This window comes from Halorussus aquaticus (assembly GCF_024218795.1).
GTDB classification, from domain to species: Archaea; Halobacteriota; Halobacteria; order Halobacteriales; family Haladaptataceae; genus Halorussus; species Halorussus aquaticus.
The window spans coordinates 3,387,597-3,410,036 of record NZ_CP100400.1; the positions used below are offsets into that span (position 1 = coordinate 3,387,597).

Consider the following 22,440-nt stretch of genomic DNA (forward strand, 5'->3'; position numbering starts at 1 on the left):
CCGCTCGATGCCGTGGTCTCTCGTTCCTACTGGAACCGTTCGAGCAGGGCGACCACCGCGCGGACGACGACCAGCGGGAGCGCGAACGTCAGGCCGATGGCGGCGACCCAACCGCCGAGCAGCAGCGGGACCGGCATCGGCAGGAGGTCCGCGACGGTGGCGAACGTCACTCCGGTCAGCAGCGCCGACGCGACCAGCGCCAGCAGGGTGGCGACGGGGAGTGCGAAGCGAGTGACTCCCGAGGCGATGCGCCCGCGTCGAGTCCGGGACGCGGGTCCGGCCCGTCGGATTCGGGTGTTCAGTTTCATCGGTCTTTCCTCACGTGTAGATAAGCACCCCGACCCCAAAAGTGTAATCTGAATAATATTTCTGTAGTCGGCGTTACTGGAATCTGGTTCTGTAAGATATCTGTCTTCAACGAGGTCCGATTCCTCGATTCCGAAGTAACTGGGCACCGCAGAAGGCGTTCGAGAACGTGGCTCCGGCCGGTAGGTGGACGCCACCCCCGAAACCAACTCCGAGAGTGTCACGAGAGCGAAAGAACGACAATCGTCGCTCGGACACGATTCGGCATGGACGACACGGTGGTCTCGAAACGGGGACTCGACCCGCTCTTCGGTTCGTTCGCGTTCGCTATCGGAAGCCTCCTCGCGCTCTACGGCGGGACCGCGTTCGCGGCCCACGTCTACCAGAACGCCGTCGAATTCGACCGCCTCGCGTTCGCCGACGCGTTCGTCCCCGCGCTCGTGTTCGTCGTCGGCGTCTCCGTCGCGTTCGGCGCGTTCGTCGGGGTTCTCCTGTACGTACTGGAGAATTAGGCCCGCGGGTCCCGGTCCGGTCCCGGATACTCGCCGTCCTCCACCGCTCCGTACAGCGACTCGGCGTCGAACAGCGCCGCGAACCCCTCGGGCGTCTTGACGCTCACGTTCAGGCGCGACCCGAACGTCGCGCTGGCCTCCGCGCCGCGGAGTCGCTCGTCGTAACTCAGGAGGTGCGCGGCCCGCCCGCGGTACGCGCTCGCCAGCGCCGGGTGGTCGCCCTCCGGGTGTTCGACCGCGACTCGCAGGTCCTCGATTCGCTCGCGCCACGCCGCCGCGAGGTCCTCGTCCGCGAGGTCCCGAATCACGGACTCGGCGTCGTCGAGCAGGGCGTCGCTGGCGACCAGTTCGACCCACGAGTGGTCTCGAATCTCGTCCATCGCCTCGCGCGCCGCGCCGCCGACGAGCAGGTCGGCGACCAGCACGTCGGCGTCCGCGACGATTCGCGCCGGGTTCGTCTCGGGCGTCTCAGCCATCTACGCCCTCCCGATTCGCGCCGTCGCTCGCTCGCTCCCGATGCGCGTCGAGGCGGTCCCGTATCGTCTCCGGGTCGGTCTCGTACGCCTCGGCGCGCTCGAAGAGGTCGGCCCAGTTCATGGTCGGTGATGGGGTGTCAGCGGTGAAAAGTCCTCTCGACTCGTCCCGATGCGGTCTCGGGAGTCGTTGTCTGTTCGGAGTAGCGTGGGACCGAGGGCGACCGCAGGCACGGGAAGACCGTTTGGAAAGCCCCCGTTCGCGGTAAAACGCGGTATCGGTGGTGTCTCGCGGAGTGGCGAGAAACGTCGTCGTCCGGCGACTCCGCCTACTCGCCGAACGCGTTCGTCTCGATGGTGTCGGTGTAGCTCATCGAGTCGAGTTCGACCGTGAACTGCTGGCCGCCGTACTCGACCACGGCGTAGTACGACACCGACAGTTCGGACCGCTCGCCGCCTTCGAGGTGGCCGACCCACCACTTCGGTATCTGGTCGTTGTCGAGATACGCGTTCGTGTCGATGCTACGCGTCGTCTGGCCCGGCACCGTCGTGCCGACGTGGGTCTCGTTGTCGGCCAGCACCACGTCGTTCGCCTTCACCTCGTAGCCGAACTTCACGACGGTCAGCGGTCGGGAGCGCTCGTTGGTTATCTCGCCGGAGACCACCATCGGCGTCCGCTCCATCGTGGGGTCGCCCCACTTGGAACTCATGTCGTGGAGCGTGGCGACCCGCCGACCGCTGACCGTGACCGCCTCGTCGCCGCCCGAGAACCCGCCGAGCATGTCCGTCTCGAAGGTCCGGTTCTGCGCGGGGAGTCCGACCGGCAACTTGGCGAAGCCGAGGTCCGCGAGCGCGTGACCCTCCGTCCGCAGGGCGGTGCGCTCGCCGTTCTCGACGTGGCTCACCCACCACTGCTGGATGGTCCGGTCGCTCACGTCACCGCCGAACTGGAGTTCGTTTCGGCCGGGCGCGAGCGTCGATTGCGTGCGGTCCTCGAACAGCGTCACGTCGTTGAGCGACACCCGGTACTTCGCGTCGAGCGCCACGTCGGCCAGCGCCGAGTTCGCGTCGTTGGGGTTGTTCACGACGACGGTGTTGGAGAACCGAGTCCCCGAGTCGGTCGCCGACCAGTCGCGCTCGACAGACTCCACGACCGGCGGTTCGAAGCCGAAGCCCTCCCCGGTCTCGACCGTCCGCGTGTTCGTCTCCCCGCCAGCGAGGATGTCCGTCTCGAAAATCACGCGTTGGCTGAGGAACGGAAGCGGGACGCGTCGAGTCCCGTCGTCGGTCTGCTCTATCGCGAACACCGACACGTCGAGGGTCGTCGTCTCGTCGTTTCTGATGTGGCTGACCCACCACTCGTCCAACTTCCGGTTGTCGAGCGACGAGTTGATGTCGATGGTGCCCGTCGAGTCGGCGGCGATTTCGACGCTCCCGTTCGTGGTCCCCTCCGCGACCGTCACGTCGTTCATCGACACCTCGTAACCGAGTTTCGAGAACGTGACGGGTGCGCCGTTGGGGTTGTGGACCGTCCCAGAGAACCGGAGCGGCGTCCGGTTCGCGGTGGCGTGACCCCACGAGGCGTCGGTTCCCTCGACGGTCAGCAGCGTCCGGTTACCGACCGTCACCGACTGGTTCGCGTCGCTGTCGAACGACGAGAGCATGTCGGTCTCGAACGTCCGGTCGCGCGACGGCAGACTCTTCGAGAGGAAGGCGGCTTTCACCGACGGTTCGACCGAGACGGTCGTCTTTTCGCCGTTGTTGATGTGACTGGCCCACCACGCCGGTATCTTCTCGTTGTCGATGTGGGTCCGGAGCGTCACCTCGTTGCGGCCGGGCGACAGCGAGAGACCGCCGCTCGACCCCGACGCCACCGTCACGTCGTTCATCGCCACGTCGTAGGAGACGCCCGCCACGCCGGGGATGCCGACCCCGTTGGGATTGTTGACGACGATGTCGGTCCGGATGCCAGTTCGCTCCTGCGAGACCTCGCCCCACTCGTTCTCGACCGACTCGACGGTCGGCGGTTCGGGACTCACCACGCCCGTCGAGACGGCCGCGCCGACTCCGGCGGCGGAGACGACCAGTCCGACCGCGAAGACGGCCGCAATCTTTCCGAGCGTTCCCCCGACCAGACTCACTGTACCACCCCGCGTCGCTGTTCGCGTGCCATGGGATGTGGTTTCCAACCATCCCCTAAGTAATTTTCTCGCCGAGAGGACGACAGAATTGCCAACGCTCGGAGATGTTCCTCCGGCAACGAACCCCTCCGACGCGGCTACCTGACAGCACGCGGGAGATTACTCCGACAGCAGGGCGACTCGGTCGCGGGGGAGCGCGACCCCGACCGCCCCGCTCTCGGGCGGGGCCGCGGCGTAGGCGTCGAGTCGCTGGCCCGCGACGTCGAGCGCGAGGCGACACCGGCCGTCCTCCCGGAGGACGCGTTCGACTGGCGCGGTGAAGTCCGGACTCGCGGGGTCGAGTTCGACGTGTTCGGGACGGACCGCGAGGTGGGTCGCTCCGTCGGCGTCGCCGAACCGCAGGCCGCCGCCACCCCCGGGAACCGCCAGCGTCCCGGCGTCGAGTTCGAGGCAGTTCGCGCCCGTGAACCGCGCCACGAACGACGACTCTGGTCGCTCGAAGACCGCCTCGGGCGTGCCGGTCTGGACGATTTCCCCGTCGCGGATGACCGCCACGCGGTCGGCGATGGCCCGCGCCGTGGTCCGGTTGTGCGTGACGTACATCGCGGTTTCGTCCGCCAGCACGTCGGCCAGCACCTCCCGGAGCGTCTGGCGGGTCGGCACGTCGAGCGCCGAGAGCGGTTCGTCCAGCAGGAAGGCGTCCGGACGCACCGCCAAGGCCCGCGCCAGCGCGACTCGCTGGGCCTCCCCGCCCGAGAGCGTCGGCGGGTAGCGGTCGGCGAGGTCAGCCACGCCGAACTCCGCGAGCAGGTCGTCGGGGTCGCGGGTCTCGTGGTACCGCTCGCCGAACGCGACGTTCTGCCGGACCGTCATGTGGGGGAACAGCGCGTAGTCCTGAAAGACGAACCCGAGACCGCGCTCCTCCGGCGGCGCGTCGGTGAGGTCCCGGTCCGCGAGCGCGACTCGGCCCTCGTGGTCGTGGAACCCGGCGACGGTTTCGAGCAGGAGGCTCTTGCCCGACCCGCTCGGCCCGAGGACGACCAGCGTCTCGCCGTCGGCGACCGAGAGGTCGGCGCTTACCTCGAAGCGGTCCGCGCCCTCCGCAGTGAACGCGGCCGAAACGTCCACGTCGAGGCTCACGGCCGACCACCTCCGACGACCGCCAGTCTCCCGGCCGTGCGGCGTTCGGTCGTTCCGCTCACGGCCACCCTCCGTCGTCGTAGGCGACCGTTCGCACGAGCAGGAAGACGACCGCAGAGAGCGCCAGCAGGAGAGTAGCGACCGCGCCCGACCGGTCGAGTCCGGCCGAGAGGTAGGTGTTGTAGATGAAGACCGGCGCGTGCTGGGCGGTCAGGCTCTCGCCCTCGGGGAGGTAGAAGAACTCGACGCTGTAGGCGACGATGGCCACCGCGCCGAACTCCGAGACGGCCCGCGCCCACGCGAGGACCCCGCCGGTCAGGACGCCCCGCCACGCCAGCGGGGCGGACACGCGCCGGAACGTCTCGAAGCGGTTCGCGCCGAGGGTCCGGGCCGCCCACTCGACGCGGGTGGGGACCGACTCGAACGCCTCGCGCGCCGCGTTCACCGCGAAGGGTGCCGAGACGAACGTCATAGCCAGCACCATCCCGAGCATCGTCTGGAGGACGGCGAACTCGAAGGTGAAGTCGATGACGGGAATCGTGAACTGCACTCCGCCGAACGCGCCGCCCTCGCCGAACCCGAAGAGGATGGCGAGACCGGCGACGCTGTGGGGGACGACCAGCGGGAGGTCCACCAGACTCTCGACCAGTTGCTGTCCGGGGAACCCCCGCGCGAGGACCAGCGCGAGCGGCACCCCGAGCGCGACGCTGGCTATCGCGGCGAGCAGCGGCGCGTACACCGAGAGGTAGAGCGCCTGCTGGACTGCGGGGTCGGCGGCCATCTCGGCGACCAGCGCGGGGTCCTGCCGGGCGACAAGCATCAGTAGGGGCAGGCCGAGCGCGACCAGCAGAGTGGTCCCGAGCGTGGCCGCGAGGACGCCGAACGCGCCGCGGTTCCGGTAGGCCGCGATGGCTCCGGCCGAGAGGACCGCGAACCCGGCGTACGCGCCGGGGTAGCCCACCGCCAGCGCGGCCGCGAACGCGACGAGTTGGACCGACACGACCGCGAGAACCGCGGTTCCGGTCCCGACTCGCGGCGCGGGCGTCCCCGCGACGGTTCTCGCTGAACTTCGGCTCTCGGCGTCCGTGCTCACGGTTTCACAGTTGGAGCGGTCCCACTGAAGTCTTTGCTTCCGCGTGCTGGGCCACGCGGTCGGGCACGTCGCCGCCCGCCGTGACGACGGCGGGTTGCTTGGGGATGAGACCGTTGTCCTTCAGTATCTTCCGGCCCGGTTCGGTTATCATGTACTCGACCCACTGCGCGCCCCGGCCGGGTGCCTCGGCCACGCTCGGCACCGTGATGCCGTACGCGATGGGCGCGCCGACGTACTCGGTACCGGCCGCGTTCACCGTCGCCTTCGCGTAGTGCTCGGCGTACTTCCGGCTCAGTTTCGAGAGGTCCACGTGGGGTTGGAGGTCCACGTACGGCATCCCCGACTGAGAGGCGATGGACCGGTAGTAGAGGGCGTAGTCGAGTTTCCCGGACTGCAACTGGCCCTCCAGTTTGGTCTCGGTCCCGGTCGGGACGGTCATGTTGTCCCGAATCTTCTGGAAAGTCTGCTCGTCGTAGAGCCGATTTCCGTCGAACTTCTCCTTGCCCAACTGCATCGCCATGACCGCGCGGTAGCCGCCGGGGTCGATGGCCGGGTCGCTGTGGCCGACCGTCACGTCGTCACGCGAGAGGACTTCCCACCAGTTGTCGGGACCGATTTCGTCGGCACCGGGCGAGTCCTCGCGGTACTGGAGCGACATCGCGTTGGTGGCGAAGACGGCGTACCAACTGCCGTAGTCGGGCACCACGCGGTCCCGGATGAGTCGGAAGTCAGAGACGCCCAGCACGTCGGCCTTCCGGCCCTGCGCGGTGATTTTCTTCGTGGACGCGACCGACCCCTTGGCCTCCCGATTCACCGTCACGCCGTACTCCTCCTCGAACTTCGGTTCGGCCGCACCGAACGGCGGCGCGAGGCTCCCGGCGTGGAAGACGGTCATCGAATCGGCTGGCGGCGTCGCGGTGTCGTCGGCCTCCTCGGTAGTTATCGCCTCGTCGGTCGCGGTCCCGGCGTCGGTGGTCGCCCCGTCGGACGACTGGCCGCCGATACACCCGGCGAGTCCGCCGAGTCCGACCGCACCGGTCGCCTTCAGCAGGTCGCGCCGAGAGCGTTGTTCCCTCATAGACACAACCCCGTTCTATCGCCCGAGACATAACGGTTTTGCTCCCCCGGACCGTCCGTCGCGGTATGGACGCCGGATTCGAGGCCCATCTCCGGGCCGACGGGGTGGAGTTCGACGCCGCGGACGCCGAACTCCTCGGGGCGGTGGACGAGGAGGGGTCGCTGAACGCGGCCGCCGACGCCCTCGGCAGGTCGTACTCTCGCGCTCACCAGCGACTCACCGCGCTGGAAGACGCGCTGGGTCCGCTGGTCGCGCGCCAGCGCGGCGGGTCGGGCGGCGGCGGGAGCGAACTCACCGACGAGGCCCGCGACCTGCTGGCCCGGTTCGAGCGCCTCCGCGCGGAGTTCACCGGCACGGCGGAGGTCGAGGAGACTGTGCTGTCCGGGCGGGTGGTCTCGCGGGAGGGCGAACTCGCCACGGTCGAGACCCACGCCGGGCGGGTCCGGGCGCTGGCCCCGGCGGCCGACGAGGTGCAGGTCGCCGTCCGGGCCGACGCAGTGACGCTCAACGCGCCCGACGACGCGCCCCCGGAAGCGGCCACGAGCGCTCGAAACCGCTTCGCCGGGACCGTCGCGGCTATCGACGCCGGGGAGCAGGTCGCTCGCGTCCTCGTGGACGTGGACGCGGACGTTCCGCTCGCGGCGCTGGTCACGATGTCGAGCGTCGAGAAACTCGACCTGCGCGAAGGGTCGGCGGTCGTGGCGTCGTTCAAGGCGACCGCGACCCGGGCGAGTCCGCGCGAGGTGTAGTCGCTTGCCGAGTCGAGTTTCCCTCGCTCGTAAACCGCCCCTACGCCGCGGAAGGGGCGTCCTACGACCGCTGCCGGGCAGATTTGTCGGCCAATACTAAAGCTAACCGCGACGGAACTCGACGACATGTCTCCGGCTAACGACGACGGCCCGTCGGTCCTCGTTCCGACGGGCGTCGCGCCGTACAGTTACCCGTGTCTGCGGTCGCTCGGTCGGCGCGGCGTCCACACCGTCGCGGCGTCGGAACACGACCACGTCCCCGTGTTCGCCTCGCGGTTCTGCGACGAGACGGCCGCGCTCCCGTCGCCCGAGGACGACCTGCTGGCGTACAAGGACGCGCTACTGGACCTCGCGGCGCGCGAGGACCTGGAGACCGTGATTCCCGTTCGGGAGTACGACGCCTACCTGCTCTCGAAGTACCGCGACGAGTTCACCGACCACGTCTCGCTCGAAGTGCCCGACATCGACACGCTAGCGCGGGTCCACGACCGGGTCGAACTCGCCGCCGCCGCGGAGGCCGCGGGCGTGCCGGTGCCCGAGACCCGAGCGTTCGACGAGGTCGAGGACTGGAGCGGCGAGCGCATCCTCAAGTCGCGGTACAACCTGCTGGCCGACGAGTACGTCGAGACGCACGCGCCCAGCGAGGCCGAGGAGGTCAACAACGTCACGCACGTCCGACCGGGCGAGGACCCCGACCGCGAGCAGTTGCTGGCCGAGATGAACCACGCGCCCATCGTGCAGGAGTTCGTCCCGTCGAGCGACGAGTACATGTTCGCGGGGCTGTACGACCGCGGCGAACCCGTGGCGACGTTCCAGCACCGTCAGATTCGGGGGAACTCCTACACCGGCGGCGGCGGGGTCTACCGGGAATCGACGTACGACCCGGAACTCGAACGCGTGGCCCGCGACCTGCTCGGCGAACTCGACTGGCACGGACTGGCCTGCATCGAGTACATGGAACACGCCGAGACCGGCGAGTACTACCTGACCGAAATCAACCCCCGGATGTGGCAGTCGCTCCCCTCGACGGTGCAAGCGGGCGCGGACTTCCCCTACTACTACTGGCTCCAGTCGCAGGGACGGCGCGAGGAAATCGACCCCGACTTCGAACTCGGCGTGGGGAGCCACCTGCTGTACGGCGAACTCGGCTACGTCGCCAGCGTCCTCCGCGACGACTCGCCGTTCGTGGAGCGGCCGGGTCTCGGCGAGACGGCGTGGGAGATCGGCGAGTCGGTGGTCCGCCAGCCGAAGTTCGACTTCCTCCGCCTCGACGACCCGCGGCCGTTCGTCAGCGGCGTCGTCCAGACGCTCTCGAAGGGCGACTGAACCGGGGTCCCGTTATGCGGCGAGTACGCTATCGAGAAGAGATTTACTACGAGATTACGGCGTGGCGTCGTCTATCAGGTCCGCGATTTCGGCTCGCACGTCCTCCTCGACCGGCCGATGGGGCTTACGCGGATACCCCGCGGACACGCCGCGCTCGGCCATCGCGGCCTTCGCGCCGGGCACGCCGTACTTCGACGTGACCGCCCGGTTGAGTTCGACCAGTTCGGCGTTGAGTTGGCGGGCCGCATCGTCCTCGCCCGCGAGGTGGAACTGGTAAATCTCGCTGGCGCGTTCGGGCGCGACGTTCGCCAGCCCCAGAATCCCGCCGTCCGCGCCCGCGTCGAGGGCGTGGGCGTAGACGCTCCCGCTCCCGACCAGCAGGTCGAACGACGCGTCCTCGGTCAGTCGGCGCTCGCGTTGGAGGCTCTCGACGTCGCCGCTGGAGTCTTTCATCCCGGCCACGTTGTCGTGGTCGGCGAGTCGGCCGACCACCTCCGGCGAGAGCTTCACGTCGGTGTAGGCCGGGACGCTGTAGAGGTAGACCGGAATCGGGCTCTCGTCGGCCACCTCGCGGTAGTACGATTCTATGGTCTCGTCGTCGTGGCTGTAGTAGAACGGCGTCACCACGAGCGCGGCGTCCGCGCCCGCCTCGGCCGCGAGGTCGGTCTGGCGGAGCGTCTCGGCCAGTCCGGGGTGACCCGTCCCCGCCATGACCGGGACGTCGGCCTCGTCTGCGACGAGTTCGACCACGCGGGCGCGCTCCTCGACGCCCATCAGTTCGGCCTCGCTGTTCGACCCGCAGGGCACGATGAAGTCCACGCCGCCGTCCTGCACCCACCTGACGAGTTCGCGGAGTCGCTCGGCGTCGAGTTCCCCGTCCTCGTCGAAGGGCGTAATCAGCGGCACGCCGGTTCCGTCCATACGTCCCGTCTCGGTCCGGCCGCCCTTGAAGGTAGGCGACCCGGCAAGTGACCCGACGCGCCCATCGACCGACCGGCGCGATGCGGTCCCCGCTACCGGGGTCGCGACTCCCCGAGCGGGCGTCGCCGTTCGGGCGAAATTCGGCCGACCTCCGTCTGACGCACTTTTAAGTTAATCCCGTTCACACCGCCGACTGGGCGCGCGTCGAAGGCCTCTCCCCCATCCTCCCACACAGCGCGCCCGGCACACCACCACACCCTCTCCCACTCCCCCTTCGGCGTTCCCCCGGCGAGCGTCGGGTTTCCTCCGCCCTCGCTCGTCGGCCTTCGGACCTGCGAGCGATAACCGCGTCGGCCAGTAACCACCACTTACGCCGTCCCTAGGTGGTGGCTGTCGGCCGCCGCTCGCGCGAAGACCGCACGTACAGTCGGCCCAGACTGCACATAACAAAGTCCCAATCCGCCAAAGAAGGAACTGCGCCCGACGGCTCGGGCGCGAAGCGTGCAGCAGTCTCCCGGTCGGCATCCCGACGACGCCGGAGGCTCTGGCGGCGAGTTGGCTTCTCGCCACAGTGTCACCAATCCTCCCACGAAAGTTCTCGTTTCGGGGTGCCAACCACTGACCCCGCGCTACCCACTGCCCTCCTCGGTCCGCTTTTTATCGGACCTTCCTCTCGTTCGGCGCGTTCCTCGCTCGCTTCGAGTTCGGACTCTCTTTTCGAGTACCGACTCTCGCGCGCTCTCGATTACCGAATCGACGAGCCGAACTCCGGAAACGGGACCGATTACTCGGCGGGTTCGGCCGGTTCGCCCTGGAGGCGCCGGCGCACCTCCGACAGCGCGGTCTGGTCGGCGATGACGGCGAGTTGGTCGCCGACTTCGATGGTCGCGTTCGGCAGCGGAATCGTCATCTGCTCGTGTTCCCTGCCGTGAGCGTAGATGCGCGCGTTCTCGGGGAGTTCGACCGTGCTGACCTGCTCGCTGACGACCGGCGACTCGTCGGGGACGACGACGGTGGTCAACTGGAGTTGCTCGGTCAGGTCCGCGATGACGTTGAAGTTACCGCCGAGCAGCGCCGTCTTCGCGCCCGCCGCGCCGAGTCGCTCGGGGTAGACCACCTCGTCCACGTCGTCGGCGAACTTGTGGTAGATGTCCTCGCGGTAGTCCTCGTCGATGCGCAGGACGGTCCGACACCCGTGGTGCTTGCCTATCATGCACGCCGCGAAGTTGACGTTGAGGTCGCCGGTCAACCCGCCGATGGCGTCGGCGGTTTCGGGGTCGGTCTGCTCGATTATCTCCTCGCTGGTTCCGTCCCCTTCGACGACCATGAACCCCTCGCCTCGGGCGCGGTCGGCCTTCTCGGCGTCGTTCTCGACGACCGTCACCTCGTGGCCCTCCTCCTGTAGGATGCGGGCGGTTCGCAGGCCGACTCTTCCTGCACCCACGATAACAAGCCTCATGGAACTACGTACTCCGAGCGCAAACAAAAGGTTTCGCGTCGAGACGGCCGGGCGAAGCGGTCGCTCGGGAGGTGGACGTTCGTCGGTTCTGCGAACGCGGCGGCCGGTTCGACTCCCCGGAAATCGGCGGTCAGTACGAGACGTTGCCGTCGAGTAGGTCCGAAACTGTCTGGCGTACGACCTCCGTCCCGGCGAGCGGTTTGGTGAGGTACGTGTCGCAGTCGAGGTCTCCGGACCGCTCGTTCGCGGAGACGACTGCGACCCGGCAGTCGTAGCCGTTCTCCCGAATCTCTTCGAGGAGTTGGTCACCGGAGACGTCGGGCAGGCGGCGGTCCAGTAGCACCACGTCGATGTCCTCGTGGAGCGCCTCGCGGGCCTGCGCTCCGGTGTACGCGGTCAGGACCTCGTACTGCTCGGGGAGCGCGCGAGCGAACCCGTCCGCGAGCGGTCGATTGTCGTCTACGATCAGTACGGTCGGTCGTTCGGTTCGAGAGATATCTATAGACACCAACGTCTCCCTACGTTCCCCATGGCACGCTAACTATAACGATGGTGCAGTTCGTTGCGACCGTTGCAGTTCGTTTCACGCCATTGAACCGTCCCGCGGCGTCGAAGTCGAACGGCTTATGTTCGTATCCGGACGAATCCCACTCGATGGTCCGCGACCCGCTCGCGACCGAGGACTCCCCGGAACTCCAACCCGTCCTCGACGCCTTGGACGACCCCGAGTGCCGACGCATCGTCCGCCAACTCGACGAACCCATGACAGCAAGCGAAATCTCCACCCAGTGTGACATCCCGACCTCGACCACGTACCGGAAGCTAGAGCGACTCACCGACGCGTCGATTCTCTCGGAGAAGACCGCCATCAGGACCGACGGTCACCACACCTCCGAGTACTCGCTGGCGTTCGAGGAGGTCTCGGTGTTCCTCGACGAGGGTCGCCAGTTCGAGGTGTCCATCTCCCGCCCGACGCAGTCGGCCGAGGAGCAACTCGCGGGCCTCTGGGCCGAGGTCCGCAAGGAGACCTGAGATGGTTCACGTCACCTCCACCGTCGTCGCGCTCAAGACGATAACGCTCGTGCTGGGCGGTCTCATCACCTACTTCGCGTTCAAGGCGTACCGCCGGACCGGTGCCGCCGCGCTCAGGGCGCTGGCGCTCGGGTTCGGCACCGTCACGCTCGGGTCGCTGCTCGCGGGCGTCGTGGACCGCGTGCTCGTCACCACCGGGGCGGTGGCGCTCGTGGTCGAGAGCACGCTGACCGCGGTGGGGTTCGCGATAATCCTCTACTCGCTGTACGCCGAGTGAGGGTCGCCGGGCCGCTTCGGCGCTCTATTTGACTGCCTCGCGCTCGGCCTCGACTTTCTCGGCGTACGCACTCGCTATCCGGTCGAGAATAGCCTCTCCGGCCTCCGGAGTCGCCTCCCGCGGGTCGCCGAGGACTCCGTTCTCGGTGATGGCCTCGAACCCCTCGCTGAGTAGGCGAGACGTGGAGACTTCCCCCTCGTGGCCCGCCTCCAGTTCGTCGGTCCGGACCAGACCTTCCTCCACCGCCAGCACGACGGCGGTCTCGACGGCCCCCGCGTGAACGACGGGTTCCTCGTACTCGACGCCCGCCTCTCGTAGTCCCTCGTTCTGTAACGCCATGAGTTCGTCGAGGTCGGCGAGCGCGACCACGTTCGCGTCTATCTCCCGCGCGACTTCGGGTGCGACCGTCTCGACCGGCGCGAAGTTCCCGCCGTGAGTCGGGACGAGGACGACGTGTTCGAAGCCGTGTTCGTCGAGCGACCGGCAGTACGACCGAATCAGGTCCATCAGGGTCTCGGGCGGAATCGTGATGGTGCCGGGGAACTCCATGTGGTGGCCCGAACATCCCGGCCGAATCGTCGGCGCGGCCAGCGCGTCGCCGAGTTCCTCGGCGATTCGCCGGGCGAGTTCGTCGCCTGTGAGCGCGTCCACAACCAGCGGAAGGTGCGGCCCGTGTTGCTCGACCGCCCCGACCGCGACCACCGCGGTTTCGGTCCCGCCTTCGAGCGCTGCCTCGATTTCGGGCCACGTGCAGTCGGCCAACGTTACCGGACGGCGCTCGGAACGGGACTCGTGTCCTGTCATACTATCATCGTGTGTGCCGGGAGAGAAAAACCCTCGCTCCGATTCGGCGACGTTCCGACAGTCGCGACCGTAACCGGGGACCGACCCGGACCGCGAACTGACCGGGACCACAGAGCGAACGGAACCCCGAGCAAACGGAACCGCGGAGAGAACGAGACCACGGGCGGTTCACCCGAGGACGTATCGCAGTCGGGGGTAGCGCTCGACCAGCGTCTCGCTCCCCGTCTCGTACGTCTCTATCAGCGCGTCGAGGCCGAGGATGCGGCCCGCGCCGAACGCCGCGACGGCCAGGAAGACGAGCATGTACGCGAAGTCCCCGTTGACGAGACCGTGCTGGACCTCCCAGTTGCCGAAGTAGAACAGCAACATCATGAACGCGCCGAAGAACGCCGCGAGGCGGGTCAGCGCGCCCACGAGCAGGCCCAGTCCGACGAGGAACTCGCCCCACGGGACCGCGAGGTTGACGAACTCCACGAACCACGGGGTCTGGCCCATCCAGTGGAACAGTCCGGCCAGCGGACTGGCGGCGGTGACGTTGGTCAGGTACCCCGCGGCGTCGAATGGTTCGGCGGCCGTGAGTTTGCTCCACCCCGAGTGGAGGAACGCGTAGCCCATCATGAGTCGGAGCGCCAGCACGAACCACGCGCTCAGACTGTGGGCCTTCCCCCGGACGGTGATGCCCGCGAGGTCGGTCTCGAAGACGTTCGCCTCGGTTCGGAAGTTGGACGCGTCGGTGGCCATAGCAAATCACTCCTACACGTGACGGTAGGGCGGCCGACCGGGTATAACGGGTCACCGATTCCCAAACCCTGAAAATCGGCGAGGGTGAGACGTGTGGATCAGTTTCCTCGGATGACCGTCCCGCTCGAAACGCCGCGGTCGCCCCCCGGTTTTCATCGCGCGGGAACGACGGACCACATATATACTCCTCCGGTACCGAGTACGAGATGTGATGTACGACACGGTGTTGCTTCCGACCGACGGGAGCGAAGCTATGGAGACGGTGGTCGAACACGCCCGCGACGTGGCCGAACGACGCGGGGCCGACGTCCACGTCCTCTACGTCGTGGACGACCGAGCGTTCCTGACGCTCGACGATGACCGGATTCCCGAAGTGACCGACCGACTCCGCGAGGAGGGCGAGCGCGCGACCGACGAGACCGCGGCGGCCTTCGATAGCGTGACGGTGACGACCGAGATTCGGCGGGGCAACCCCGCCGACGAGATTCTCGCCGCCGCCGACGAGCGCGACGCCGACCTCGTGGTCATGGGCACCCACGGGTCGGACCCGACGCGGAACATGCTCGGCAGCGTCTCCCAGAAGGTCGTCACCCTCTCGTCGGTGCCCGTGCTGACCGTCGATATCGCCGAGACGGCCGACGACTCGCGGAGTATCGACGCCGCGCTCGGTGCGGACACCGACGACTGACACCGGGACTGATTCGACCGACCGTCCGCCGACCGACCCCGACGCGACGATTCGACCATGACCAACACCACTCCGACGAACGCGGCCGACGTGACGCCGCCGACCGACGACGAGACGACTGCCGACCGACCCGACCTGAACGCGGTCGTCGTCGAACGCGACTCCGGGTCCGACGAGTGTACGCTCTACCCGATGGAAGCGTCCGACGAGGCGCTCGTGACCGAGTGGATGACCGCCGAGGAGGGGTCGTACGTTCGCCTCGACGAGATGCGGTGAGTTCCAGTGGCGGCGGAACCGCCCGTTGACCGACCTTCAGTCCGACCTTTCTGACCCTTCGGGTCGCTACCAGATAGTCGTCAACGTGACGCCGCCGTCGGTGACGGTCTCGAACTCGTAGCCCCTGTCGTCGAGTTTCGGGTAGAGGTGCTGGGGTGCCCGGTCGTTGACCTGCACGAGGACGGTCCCGTCGGGGAGGTCCGCCAGCGTTTCGAGGGTCTCGGTCAGCGGTTCGGGCGGTCCGAGTTCCCGAACGTCGAGGACCTCGCGCGGTCGGTCCGCCGGTGCGTCGGTGCGCTCGCTCGCTCGTTCGGCGAAGTCGGTCTGCATGGGAGAACGTACGCGGCGCGTTCTCACGGTGTTTACCCCGAACAAGTTCGTCGGCAGACCGGTCGCCACCGACCCAAAAACCGAACATGTTCGGGAAGACTTATGGGTTCGTAGCCTTCGACGTGTTAGATAGAGATGCCAACAGCGAAGTTACACATCACGCTCCCCGAGGACGTGTGGGTCTCCGAAGTCTCGTCGGCCCACCCGGACGCGGAGTTCCGGGTGCTGGCGGCGTTTCCGGCCGAGGAGACCGGCGTCGGACTGCTGGAGATAACGTCGTCGGACCTGCGCGCGGTCGTCGGCGACATGGACGACCGCGAGGACATCGTCCGACTCGACATCCAGCAGGCGTCCGAGGAGTCCGCGCTCGTCGAGTTCGAGACCACCGCCCCGCTCCTGCTGTTCTCGGTGCAGGAGTCCGGACTCCCGCTCGAACTCCCGTTCGTCATCGAGGACGGCGAGGCCGAGGTCGAGATTACGGCCTCGCGCGACCGCCTCTCGGCGTTCACGGCGCAACTCGACGCGTTCGGGATGTCGTTCGACGTGGAGTACGTCCGCGAACTGGTCAACTCCGAGAGCCTGTTGACCGACCGCCAGCGCGAGTTGCTGAACGCCGCGGTCGAGGAGGGGTACTACGACACCCCGCGGGAGTGTTCGCTGACCGAACTCGCCGATGAGGCTGGCGTGGCGAAATCGACCGCGAGCGAGACGCTCCACCGCGTCGAGGAGAAAATCGTCAAGGAGTACGTCGAGGGGTAGACGATCGGAGCGGTACGGAGAAGTACGAAGACGGGAGGGTCCGAGGACAGCGATGCGTGGAGATTGGGGGCGGTGAAGCAGGCCCGTTTTTCGACCGGTCGTCAGGCGACGACCGACGGCGCGTCGGCCGCGTCCGCCCGGGACTTCGCCAACTTCTCGGCCGTCCGCTTGGCCTCCCGAATCCGACCCGGAATCCCGGCCCGCGCGGTGTAGTTCGTGCAGAGATGCACGCCCTCCGGAGTCGAAATTCGGTCCCGTGCCTCCCAACTCCGGTCGTAGGCTGGCATCCCGCGCCGGAGTCGGTGAACCGACAGCGCCCGCGCCGACGCGCCGGTAATCTCCTCGAACTCCTCGGTCGCAACCGACGCCAGTTCGTCGTCGCTCCACTCGACCATCTCGGGGTTGCGCGACCCGCCGAGGTAGCACGTGTAGACGCCGTCGCGGTCGAGCATGCTCGCGTTCCACGTCGCGCCCAGCGTCCGGAACGCCTCGTCGTACTGGACCTGATACCCCGCGCCGGTCAGGTCGGCCTCCGAGTGGAGGTGGACGACGACCTGCGGGTTGTAGTTCAACTCCCGGAGCGCCTCGGCGGAGTCGGGCGAGAGGTCGCCGAGCAGGTCGGCGGTCACGTCCGCTGGCGTGGTGACCACGAGTTCGTCCACGGCGGTCTCCCCCGCCGACGTTTCGAGGACGAAGTCCGACTCTTCGCGCCGAATCTCCCCCACGGGCGTCCCGAGTTCGGCGCTCTCGTCGTGCGCCTCGGCGAGCGCCTCCGGGAGTCGCTGGAGTCCGTCGTCGAACGAGACTATCGGCGGGGCCTCTCGCCCCGCCAGCACCTTCCGAGCGACCGATGTCAGGACGCTCCCCTCGATGCCCGCCCCGTCGAGGGCCTTCGCCAGCGAGTGTTCCACCGGCATCTCGCCGGGGTGGGAGCCGTAGATGCCGCCGTAGAGCGGGCCGAAGTAGTAGCGCGCCACCTCCGAACCGAACGTCCGGGTCAGGAACTCCTCGACGGTCTCGCCGTCCCGCGCCGGGTCGGTGAACGGTTCCAGAAGCACCCGGACCTTCCCGCGCCACGAGAGCAGGTCGGTCGTCACCGCTTCCCGCGGCGTCTGGGGGACTCGCCGGAGTTTCCCGTGGTGGTAGACGTACAGCGGCGGGTCCGCGGCCTCCCGGAGTTCGTCGTCCAACTCCAGCGACTCGACCAGTCCTCGGATGCTGGGGGTCAGTCGGGTGCGCTGAGGTCCGAAGTCGAGGACCCGTCCCTCGACCTTCCGACTCCGGACGACGCCGCCGGGTTCGTCGTCGGCCTCGAAGACGACGCTCTTGACGCCCGACTCCCGGAGGTAGTGGTGTGTCGCCAGTCCCGTGATGCCGCCACCGACGATGCCGACGCTCATACTCGCAACTGGGCGTTCCGTCGCGTTACTCCCACTGCCGAACGTGTTCGGTCACTCTCGGTCGGCGAACAGGCCGAGCGCGGCGTCGGCGTCCACCTCGTCGAGGTTCGACGCCCAGCGTTCGACCAGCGCGTCGGTGATGCTCGCAGAGAGGGACGCGACCGCCCGACGCTCGGCGGGCGTCACCTCGCCGGTAGCCTCCAGACGCCCGAGCGCGGTTTCGAGTTCCCGGCGGCGGACGCGCTCGGCCCGGTCCCGGAGGCGGTCGGCGACCTCTCGCCTTTCTTTCTCCCCGCCGGACGTTCGGCCGCCGCCCGCGTCGGCGGTTTCGCCGGGGTCGGCGTTCGGTTCTGCGAGTCGAGTCACGGTCCGGGGTTGTGTCGCCCGCCCCGAGTCGCCTGCGCCGAACGTGTTCGGGCCAACCACTACCGGACGCGGGCCCGAATCGCCGGACGTGAGCGAGACGAGCCACGAGACCGAGGGTCCGACGGGGGTCGTCCTCGCGGGTGGGTACTCCCGGCGGTTCGGCGAACGCGACAAGGCGCTGGCCCGCCTCGACGGTCGGCCGCTGCTCGCGCGGGTCGTCGCCCGACTCGCCGAGGTGGCCGACCGCGTAGTGGTCAACTGTCGGGCCGACCAGCGCGAGGCGTTCGCCGACGCGCTCGACTCGTCGGCCGGGTTCGACTCGGCCGCGACGCCGGTGCGCTTCGTCGCGGACCCCGTGCCCGACCGCGGCCCCCTGTTCGGTTTCCGGACCGCGCTCCGTGAGGTCGGGACCGAGACCTGCGCGCTGGCGGCCTGCGACTGCCCGTTCCTCGACCCGCGACTGCTCTCGGACCTCGCCGAGCGACTGGCCGACGACCCGGACGCCGACGTCGCCGCCGTCCGAACCGGAGACCGACTTCGGCCCACGCAGGCGGTCTATCGAACCGCCGCCGCGCGGCGGGCCTGCGACGCCCTGCTCGACGACGGAGAGGGTCGGCTCTCGGCGCTGTTCGACCGCCTCGACGCTCGCGTCGTCCCGGCCGAGGCGGTCGGCGGGGACGCCGCCCGGAGTCTGTTCGACGTGGACACCCCGGCGGACCGCGAGCGCGCGGCGGAGATGCTCGACCGGGAGACCTCGGCGGAGCGCGGCGACGGGACGCCGAGGGAGCGCGAACCCGGGGTGGCCGCCCGGCGATGACCCGCGTCGTCGCGCTCGGAACCTTCGACCTGCTCCACCCCGGCCACGTCCACTACCTGCGGGAGGCCGCCGCGATGGGCGACGAACTCCACGTCGTCGTCGCCAACGGCGAGCGCGTGACTCACAAGGACCCGGTACTGCCCGGCGACCAGCGCGTCCGGACGGTCGAAGCACTCGACCCGGTCACCGCGGCCCATCTCGGTCACCCGGAGGACCGCTCCGCCCCGATTCGCCGCATCGACCCGGACGTGCTGGTGCTCGGCGGCGACCAGCACCACGACGAGGGGGCGGTCCGGTCGATGCTCGCCGACTGGGGCGTCGAGTGCGAGGTCAGGCGCGCGTCGCTGGCCGAAGCGGACGGGGCGCGACTCTACTCCACGAGCGACATCGTCGAGCGGATTTTGGCCGAGCGCGGGGAAACTGAACCCTCGAAACTCGACCGAGCGGAGGAGTATTAGCAAATTTAATCGGCGTCTGTTCGTTGCGCTGACGTATGGATTGGGACTGCAGGTACTGTGGCGGAACTGTCTCACGTTCTGACCGCAACGCGCTCAAAGACGCAGTGAAAGACCACGTCTGTAGCGACGACGACCACCGACGACGAGCGGCAAGTGAGTTCAGACGGAACTACAGCGGGTCGAAGTGCCAAGGTCGGAACTGCCGTCGAATCATTCGCGGCCCGGACTCGGTCGAAGGCGACCCCGGATTCGAGTGTCCGGAGTGCGGTCACGACCACTCTCGTTGGTACGTCGGGCACGCATTCGCGTTCGGAAAATCGAACTTCGGGAGCGACTGACTCGCCGACCGAAGGAAAGATTACCCGACTCGCGGTTCCTCGTCGGGGTCGAGCGAGACGGCCGACAGACGCTCGACGCGCTTGACCAGTCGCTCGCCCTCGACGCCGTCGGCGACCAGTCGCGGTAGTCCGGTCTCCCCGTCGTCTCGGCCGTCCCGCCGGTCGAACGCCAGAATCCCGCCGAGCGCCGGTCGAATCGGGATATCGGCCGCGAAGTCGTCGGCCTCGGCGCGGAGGTGGGTCGTCTCGCCGGGGAAGTCCGCGGCGGCCGCCAGCGCGTCAAGCGGGACGCCGGTCCACTCGTCGGTCGCGCGCTCGCCCGACGCGCACTCGACCGTGCAGATGCGGGACGTGCGCGGGAACGAGTCTACTTCTCCGGCCGAGACGACGACTCGCTCCCGTCCCTCGACCGCGACTGCGAGGGTTTCGGTAGAACGCTCCCCCGCCGATTCCGCACCCTGCGCCCGTGATTCGCTCCGTTCCTCGGCCGGTTCGGGGTTCGCGGCGGTCACGGTCGAATCACCGGGAGTTCGCGGGTTCGGGAGTCGGTTCGACGTGCGGACTGGCGTCGTCCCACGGGAGCGGTCCGTCGTAGCCCTCGGGAACGAACGAACAGAGGGGGTCGCTTTCGCGGGGGTCGCCGGTGGTGGCGTAGGCCCGGGAGCGACTGCCGCCGCAGACGTTCCGGTAGGGGCAGGCCCCGCACTTCCCGCGGAGCGCGTCCTCGTCGCGCAGGTCCTCGAACAGGGTCGAGTCCCGGTAGATGTCCACGACGCTCCGGTCGCGGACGTTTCCCGCCGACTCGGGTAGGAACCCCGAGGGGTACACCTCGCCGACGTGGCTCACGAAGGCGAACCCGTCGCCCGCGGTGATGCCCATCTGGCGCTTCGGGGGCGCGTCGGTCCGCTGGACCGAGACCCGTCGGTAGTGGGGCGCTTCGGTCGTCTTGAGACCGAAGGGCCAGTCGTCGCTGCGCTCGACCAGCCACTCCATCACGTGCTCGGCCCGGTCCGGCGAAATCGGGTCGAGCGCCGCGCCACGGCCCACCGGCACGAGGAAGAAGACGCTCCAGAGGACCGCGCCGAGGTCGGCCACGAGGTCGGCGATGTCGGGCAGGTCCGAGACGGTCTGGCGACAGACCGTGGTGTTGACCTGCAGGGGTAGCCCCTCGTTGGTGGCCGACTGGGCGGCCGACACCGTCTCCTCGAAACTCCCCGACTCGCCCCGGAACGCGTCGTGGCGCTCGGCGTTCGCGCCGTCGATGCTGACCGCCATCCGGCGCAGACCCGCGTCCGCGAGGTCGGCCACGGCGTCGGGCGACAGCGAGGCGGTCCCGCTCGGGGTCATCGTCACGTTCAGGCCGACGTCGGTGCCGTACTCCACGAGGTCCACGGCGTCGTCGCGCTTCAGGGGGTCGCCGCCCGAGAACACGACCAACTGGTCCTCGCCGAACTCCCGGGTCTGGTCGAGCAGGGTCTTCGCCTCCTCGGTGGTGAGTTCGTCGGGGTGGCGGTCGGGTTGGGCGTCGGCCCGGCAGTGTTCGCAGGTCAGGTCGCAGGCCTGCGTCAGCTCCCAGATGAGGACGAAGGGTCGCTCGTCGGTGTCCACCCGACGGGGCGGCCCGCCCGAACGATGCTCGGGTTTCGACATGGAGTCACTCCACGACGATTGCGCCTTTCATCCCCATCGCCTTGTGGGGCGTGCAGTAGTACTTGTGGGTGCCCGAACTGGAGAACGTCTGGGAGAACGTGTGGCCCTGCTCGTCGGTCTGCTCGCTCTCGAAGTCGCCGCTGTCGGCGACGACGTTGTGGAAGCTCCCCTTGCCGGTCCACTCCCAGACGACTTTAGTGTCCTTCGAGACCTTGACCGCGGCGGGACTGAACGCGAAGTTACCGCCGTTCCCCTTCGCACCCACCTTCACGGTCACTTCGGACTTGCCGGTCTCGTCCACCACGCCGTCGAAGTTCGAGACGCCGTCGAACCAGCCGCCGAAGTCGGTCGAACCGGACCCGCTCGCGCCCGAGTCGCCGGAGCTATCGCCGGAACCGCCGTCGCCGCTCGTTTCGCCGCCGTCGCCGCCGGAGCCACCACCGCCGCTCGAACACCCGGCGATAGTTGCGCTCGCCGCGCCGACAGCCATCGTCTTCAACATCGTCCGTCGGTCGAGGGTATCTCGGTTCATCTTCACTTGCACCTTCGAGGGCTACATAAATGGGGGTAGCCCTGATTCCCACTCGCTGAAAACGGCCCGCGAACGTGTTCGGGGTCACGGCTTCCCGGCGCTCGCCGGTAGTTACAGCCATGCCCGGCTTCCCTCGACCCTTCGCCACCGAGGACGCGGACGACGAGACGTTCGACGAGTACGACGAGTTCCGTCCGGACCACCTGCCCGAACCCGGACCGTTCCTCGACGGGACCGACGTGCTGACCGGCGACGAACACTGCTCGTTCCACCGACTCACCCGCGAGATTTTCGAGGAGCGAGGCGTCTACGACGCCACCTTCGGCTACAACCTCGCCCGACTCAACCTCGACTCCCGGCACCCCGACGCGGGGTGGCGGTACGCCCGCCGCCCCGACGACGCGGGAGACGGCGCGTCGGACGACGCCGACCGACCTGACGACGCCCGCGAGAGCGACGACGCCGACGTGCTGCTCGCGGAGTTCACTCCCACGACCGAGTTCTGCCCGCAGAGCGACAGCCTCACTGTCGGGGCGTTCCGGGCGTGGAACGCCCTGAGCGACCGTCACGGCTACGACCGGGTGTCGGTGTCGGTCGCGCCGATGCACCACCAGAGCACCGAAATCAACGACAAGTTGCGGCGCTTGGAGGCGCGGCTTCGGGACGACGAGGAAGACCTAGCGGAGTACGACCGGATGGACGAGGCAGACCAGCGGAGCGGAGACATCCACCGCAGCGGCGACGACGGTCCCGCCGCCCCGTTCTGAGATGGCG

Annotated in this window: 29 protein-coding genes; 11 read left to right on the forward strand and 18 right to left on the reverse strand. The window is 68.4% G+C overall.

The features are described from left to right. Positions 1 to 26 precede the first annotated feature (26 nt). A complete protein-coding gene (locus tag NGM06_RS17430; RefSeq protein ID WP_254268181.1) occupies positions 27 to 308 on the reverse strand; it encodes a hypothetical protein in 282 nt (93 codons plus the stop codon). A 264-nt stretch (positions 309 to 572) separates the two neighbouring features. Between NGM06_RS17430 and NGM06_RS17435 the strand changes: the two genes are divergently transcribed. Further along, complete coding sequence (locus tag NGM06_RS17435; RefSeq protein ID WP_254268182.1) at positions 573 to 818, forward strand: hypothetical protein; 246 nt, start codon at positions 573 to 575, stop codon at positions 816 to 818. Here NGM06_RS17435 and NGM06_RS17440 read toward each other — a convergent pair. From NGM06_RS17440 to NGM06_RS17460, 6 genes are all read right to left on the reverse strand, one after another. Next, entirely contained in the window at positions 815 to 1,294 is a 480-nt protein-coding gene (locus tag NGM06_RS17440; protein WP_254268183.1) for a DUF7384 family protein, read from the reverse strand. The two genes, NGM06_RS17435 and NGM06_RS17440, sit on opposite strands and share 4 nt — an antisense overlap. Beyond that, positions 1,287 to 1,415 (reverse strand): hypothetical protein, encoded by a 129-nt coding sequence (locus NGM06_RS24180; protein WP_256567945.1) that lies wholly within the window; start codon positions 1,413 to 1,415, stop codon positions 1,287 to 1,289. Before NGM06_RS24180 ends, NGM06_RS17440 begins: the two co-directional genes overlap by 8 nt. Positions 1,416 to 1,620: 205 nt before the next feature. Next, positions 1,621 to 3,432, reverse strand: coding sequence for an LEA/WHy family protein (locus NGM06_RS17445; RefSeq protein ID WP_254268184.1), 1,812 nt, complete (start codon positions 3,430 to 3,432; stop codon positions 1,621 to 1,623). 159 nt (positions 3,433 to 3,591) lie between these two features. Then, entirely contained in the window at positions 3,592 to 4,572 is a 981-nt protein-coding gene (locus tag NGM06_RS24235; protein ID WP_303658719.1) for an ABC transporter ATP-binding protein, read from the reverse strand. Between the two features lie 58 nt (positions 4,573 to 4,630). Next, entirely contained in the window at positions 4,631 to 5,665 is a 1,035-nt protein-coding gene (locus NGM06_RS17455; RefSeq protein WP_254268185.1) for an ABC transporter permease, read from the reverse strand. Positions 5,666 to 5,669: 4 nt separating this feature from the next. Then, positions 5,670 to 6,743 (reverse strand): substrate-binding domain-containing protein, encoded by a 1,074-nt coding sequence (locus NGM06_RS17460; RefSeq protein ID WP_254268186.1) that lies wholly within the window; start codon positions 6,741 to 6,743, stop codon positions 5,670 to 5,672. Between the two features lie 65 nt (positions 6,744 to 6,808). Between NGM06_RS17460 and NGM06_RS17465 the strand changes: the two genes are divergently transcribed. Together NGM06_RS17465 and NGM06_RS17470 are read left to right on the forward strand one after the other, a co-directional pair. Next, positions 6,809 to 7,492, forward strand: coding sequence for a TOBE domain-containing protein (locus NGM06_RS17465; RefSeq protein ID WP_254268187.1), 684 nt, complete (start codon positions 6,809 to 6,811; stop codon positions 7,490 to 7,492). A gap of 126 nt (positions 7,493 to 7,618) precedes the next feature. After that, on the forward strand, positions 7,619 to 8,818 hold the full coding sequence (locus NGM06_RS17470; protein ID WP_254268188.1) for a carboxylate--amine ligase: 1,200 nt from the start codon (positions 7,619 to 7,621) through the stop codon (positions 8,816 to 8,818). A 54-nt stretch (positions 8,819 to 8,872) separates the two neighbouring features. Here NGM06_RS17470 and NGM06_RS17475 read toward each other — a convergent pair whose 3' ends face one another. From NGM06_RS17475 to NGM06_RS17485, 3 genes are all read right to left on the reverse strand, one after another. Continuing rightward, positions 8,873 to 9,739: a dihydrodipicolinate synthase family protein gene (locus tag NGM06_RS17475; RefSeq protein WP_254268189.1), complete on the reverse strand. Its 867-nt coding sequence runs from the start codon at positions 9,737 to 9,739 to the stop codon at positions 8,873 to 8,875. A gap of 784 nt (positions 9,740 to 10,523) precedes the next feature. After that, the gene (locus tag NGM06_RS17480) at positions 10,524 to 11,198 is read right to left on the reverse strand and encodes a potassium channel family protein (RefSeq protein ID WP_254268190.1); all 675 of its coding nucleotides are present in this window, start codon (positions 11,196 to 11,198) and stop codon (positions 10,524 to 10,526) included. A 130-nt stretch (positions 11,199 to 11,328) separates the two neighbouring features. Then, positions 11,329 to 11,706 (reverse strand): response regulator transcription factor, encoded by a 378-nt coding sequence (locus tag NGM06_RS17485; RefSeq protein WP_254268191.1) that lies wholly within the window; start codon positions 11,704 to 11,706, stop codon positions 11,329 to 11,331. Positions 11,707 to 11,852: 146 nt separating this feature from the next. On the opposite strand from NGM06_RS17485, the gene NGM06_RS17490 reads away from it, so the two are divergent. Together NGM06_RS17490 and NGM06_RS17495 are read left to right on the forward strand one after the other, a co-directional pair. After that, a complete protein-coding gene (locus tag NGM06_RS17490; RefSeq protein WP_254268192.1) occupies positions 11,853 to 12,230 on the forward strand; it encodes a winged helix-turn-helix domain-containing protein in 378 nt (125 codons plus the stop codon). 1 nt (position 12,231) lies between these two features. Then, positions 12,232 to 12,507: a DUF7521 family protein gene (locus tag NGM06_RS17495; protein ID WP_254268193.1), complete on the forward strand. Its 276-nt coding sequence runs from the start codon at positions 12,232 to 12,234 to the stop codon at positions 12,505 to 12,507. Between the two features lie 24 nt (positions 12,508 to 12,531). Here NGM06_RS17495 and NGM06_RS17500 read toward each other — a convergent pair whose 3' ends face one another. Continuing rightward, on the reverse strand, positions 12,532 to 13,311 hold the full coding sequence (locus NGM06_RS17500) for a creatininase family protein (RefSeq protein ID WP_254268194.1): 780 nt from the start codon (positions 13,309 to 13,311) through the stop codon (positions 12,532 to 12,534). 168 nt (positions 13,312 to 13,479) lie between these two features. Next, positions 13,480 to 14,052 (reverse strand): DoxX family protein, encoded by a 573-nt coding sequence (locus NGM06_RS17505; protein ID WP_254268195.1) that lies wholly within the window; start codon positions 14,050 to 14,052, stop codon positions 13,480 to 13,482. Positions 14,053 to 14,263: 211 nt separating this feature from the next. Here NGM06_RS17505 and NGM06_RS17510 point away from each other — a divergent pair, with 211 nt between their 5' ends. Further along, positions 14,264 to 14,740, forward strand: coding sequence for a universal stress protein (locus NGM06_RS17510; RefSeq protein ID WP_254270048.1), 477 nt, complete (start codon positions 14,264 to 14,266; stop codon positions 14,738 to 14,740). 57 nt (positions 14,741 to 14,797) lie between these two features. Next, complete coding sequence (locus NGM06_RS17515; protein WP_254268196.1) at positions 14,798 to 15,016, forward strand: DUF7511 domain-containing protein; 219 nt, start codon at positions 14,798 to 14,800, stop codon at positions 15,014 to 15,016. A gap of 66 nt (positions 15,017 to 15,082) precedes the next feature. Here NGM06_RS17515 and NGM06_RS17520 read toward each other — a convergent pair whose 3' ends face one another. Beyond that, complete coding sequence (locus NGM06_RS17520; protein ID WP_254268197.1) at positions 15,083 to 15,346, reverse strand: DUF2249 domain-containing protein; 264 nt, start codon at positions 15,344 to 15,346, stop codon at positions 15,083 to 15,085. Positions 15,347 to 15,481: 135 nt separating this feature from the next. Between NGM06_RS17520 and NGM06_RS17525 the strand changes: the two genes are divergently transcribed. Further along, the gene (locus NGM06_RS17525) at positions 15,482 to 16,105 is read left to right on the forward strand and encodes a helix-turn-helix domain-containing protein (RefSeq protein WP_254268198.1); all 624 of its coding nucleotides are present in this window, start codon (positions 15,482 to 15,484) and stop codon (positions 16,103 to 16,105) included. Positions 16,106 to 16,206: 101 nt separating this feature from the next. Here the strand turns inward: NGM06_RS17525 and hemG are convergent, their stop codons facing one another. Together hemG and NGM06_RS17535 are read right to left on the reverse strand one after the other, a co-directional pair. Next, entirely contained in the window at positions 16,207 to 17,505 is a 1,299-nt protein-coding gene (hemG, locus tag NGM06_RS17530; protein WP_254268199.1) for a protoporphyrinogen oxidase, read from the reverse strand. 51 nt (positions 17,506 to 17,556) lie between these two features. Further along, positions 17,557 to 17,871, reverse strand: coding sequence for a glutamyl-tRNA reductase (locus NGM06_RS17535; protein ID WP_254268200.1), 315 nt, complete (start codon positions 17,869 to 17,871; stop codon positions 17,557 to 17,559). An 88-nt stretch (positions 17,872 to 17,959) separates the two neighbouring features. On the opposite strand from NGM06_RS17535, the gene mobA reads away from it, so the two are divergent. Both mobA and NGM06_RS17545 read left to right on the forward strand, forming a co-directional pair. After that, positions 17,960 to 18,688 (forward strand): molybdenum cofactor guanylyltransferase, encoded by a 729-nt coding sequence (gene mobA, locus NGM06_RS17540; protein ID WP_254268201.1) that lies wholly within the window; start codon positions 17,960 to 17,962, stop codon positions 18,686 to 18,688. Beyond that, a complete protein-coding gene (locus NGM06_RS17545) occupies positions 18,685 to 19,146 on the forward strand; it encodes an FAD synthase family protein (RefSeq protein WP_254268202.1) in 462 nt (153 codons plus the stop codon). Before mobA ends, NGM06_RS17545 begins: the two co-directional genes overlap by 4 nt. A gap of 358 nt (positions 19,147 to 19,504) precedes the next feature. Here the strand turns inward: NGM06_RS17545 and NGM06_RS17550 are convergent, their stop codons facing one another. Genes NGM06_RS17550 through NGM06_RS17560 form a run of 3 tightly spaced genes read right to left on the reverse strand, consistent with a single transcriptional unit; the run spans position 19,505 to position 21,666 of the window. Beyond that, positions 19,505 to 19,996, reverse strand: coding sequence for a molybdopterin-dependent oxidoreductase (locus tag NGM06_RS17550; RefSeq protein ID WP_254268203.1), 492 nt, complete (start codon positions 19,994 to 19,996; stop codon positions 19,505 to 19,507). Positions 19,997 to 20,003: 7 nt separating this feature from the next. Further along, complete coding sequence (locus tag NGM06_RS17555) at positions 20,004 to 21,134, reverse strand: radical SAM protein (protein ID WP_254268204.1); 1,131 nt, start codon at positions 21,132 to 21,134, stop codon at positions 20,004 to 20,006. A 4-nt stretch (positions 21,135 to 21,138) separates the two neighbouring features. Further along, on the reverse strand, positions 21,139 to 21,666 hold the full coding sequence (locus NGM06_RS17560) for a halocyanin domain-containing protein (RefSeq protein WP_254268205.1): 528 nt from the start codon (positions 21,664 to 21,666) through the stop codon (positions 21,139 to 21,141). A gap of 119 nt (positions 21,667 to 21,785) precedes the next feature. Here NGM06_RS17560 and NGM06_RS17565 point away from each other — a divergent pair, with 119 nt between their 5' ends. Next, positions 21,786 to 22,433 (forward strand): DUF7998 family protein, encoded by a 648-nt coding sequence (locus NGM06_RS17565; protein ID WP_254268206.1) that lies wholly within the window; start codon positions 21,786 to 21,788, stop codon positions 22,431 to 22,433. The last annotated feature ends 7 nt before the right edge of the window (positions 22,434 to 22,440 follow it).

Coding starts and splice junctions, on each gene's coding strand:
- NGM06_RS17470 (WP_254268188.1), top strand. CDS start 7,619: ATGTCTCCGGCTAACGACGACGGCCCGTCGGTCCTCGTTCCGACGGGC.
- NGM06_RS17465 (WP_254268187.1), top strand. CDS start 6,809: ATGGACGCCGGATTCGAGGCCCATCTCCGGGCCGACGGGGTGGAGTTC.
- NGM06_RS17435 (WP_254268182.1), top strand. CDS start 573: ATGGACGACACGGTGGTCTCGAAACGGGGACTCGACCCGCTCTTCGGT.
- NGM06_RS17480 (WP_254268190.1), bottom strand. CDS start 11,198: ATGAGGCTTGTTATCGTGGGTGCAGGAAGAGTCGGCCTGCGAACCGCC.
- NGM06_RS17475 (WP_254268189.1), bottom strand. CDS start 9,739: ATGGACGGAACCGGCGTGCCGCTGATTACGCCCTTCGACGAGGACGGG.
- NGM06_RS17560 (WP_254268205.1), bottom strand. CDS start 21,666: ATGAACCGAGATACCCTCGACCGACGGACGATGTTGAAGACGATGGCT.
- NGM06_RS17555 (WP_254268204.1), bottom strand. CDS start 21,134: ATGTCGAAACCCGAGCATCGTTCGGGCGGGCCGCCCCGTCGGGTGGAC.
- NGM06_RS17565 (WP_254268206.1), top strand. CDS start 21,786: ATGCCCGGCTTCCCTCGACCCTTCGCCACCGAGGACGCGGACGACGAG.
- NGM06_RS17525 (WP_254268198.1), top strand. CDS start 15,482: ATGCCAACAGCGAAGTTACACATCACGCTCCCCGAGGACGTGTGGGTC.
- NGM06_RS17515 (WP_254268196.1), top strand. CDS start 14,798: ATGACCAACACCACTCCGACGAACGCGGCCGACGTGACGCCGCCGACC.
- hemG (WP_254268199.1), bottom strand. CDS start 17,505: ATGAGCGTCGGCATCGTCGGTGGCGGCATCACGGGACTGGCGACACAC.
- NGM06_RS17505 (WP_254268195.1), bottom strand. CDS start 14,052: ATGGCCACCGACGCGTCCAACTTCCGAACCGAGGCGAACGTCTTCGAG.
- NGM06_RS17430 (WP_254268181.1), bottom strand. CDS start 308: ATGAAACTGAACACCCGAATCCGACGGGCCGGACCCGCGTCCCGGACT.
- NGM06_RS17440 (WP_254268183.1), bottom strand. CDS start 1,294: ATGGCTGAGACGCCCGAGACGAACCCGGCGCGAATCGTCGCGGACGCC.
- NGM06_RS17460 (WP_254268186.1), bottom strand. CDS start 6,743: ATGAGGGAACAACGCTCTCGGCGCGACCTGCTGAAGGCGACCGGTGCG.
- NGM06_RS24180 (WP_256567945.1), bottom strand. CDS start 1,415: ATGAACTGGGCCGACCTCTTCGAGCGCGCCGAGGCGTACGAGACCGAC.
- NGM06_RS17510 (WP_254270048.1), top strand. CDS start 14,264: ATGTACGACACGGTGTTGCTTCCGACCGACGGGAGCGAAGCTATGGAG.
- NGM06_RS17520 (WP_254268197.1), bottom strand. CDS start 15,346: ATGCAGACCGACTTCGCCGAACGAGCGAGCGAGCGCACCGACGCACCG.
- NGM06_RS17495 (WP_254268193.1), top strand. CDS start 12,232: ATGGTTCACGTCACCTCCACCGTCGTCGCGCTCAAGACGATAACGCTC.
- NGM06_RS17500 (WP_254268194.1), bottom strand. CDS start 13,311: ATGACAGGACACGAGTCCCGTTCCGAGCGCCGTCCGGTAACGTTGGCC.
- NGM06_RS17545 (WP_254268202.1), top strand. CDS start 18,685: ATGACCCGCGTCGTCGCGCTCGGAACCTTCGACCTGCTCCACCCCGGC.
- NGM06_RS17490 (WP_254268192.1), top strand. CDS start 11,853: ATGGTCCGCGACCCGCTCGCGACCGAGGACTCCCCGGAACTCCAACCC.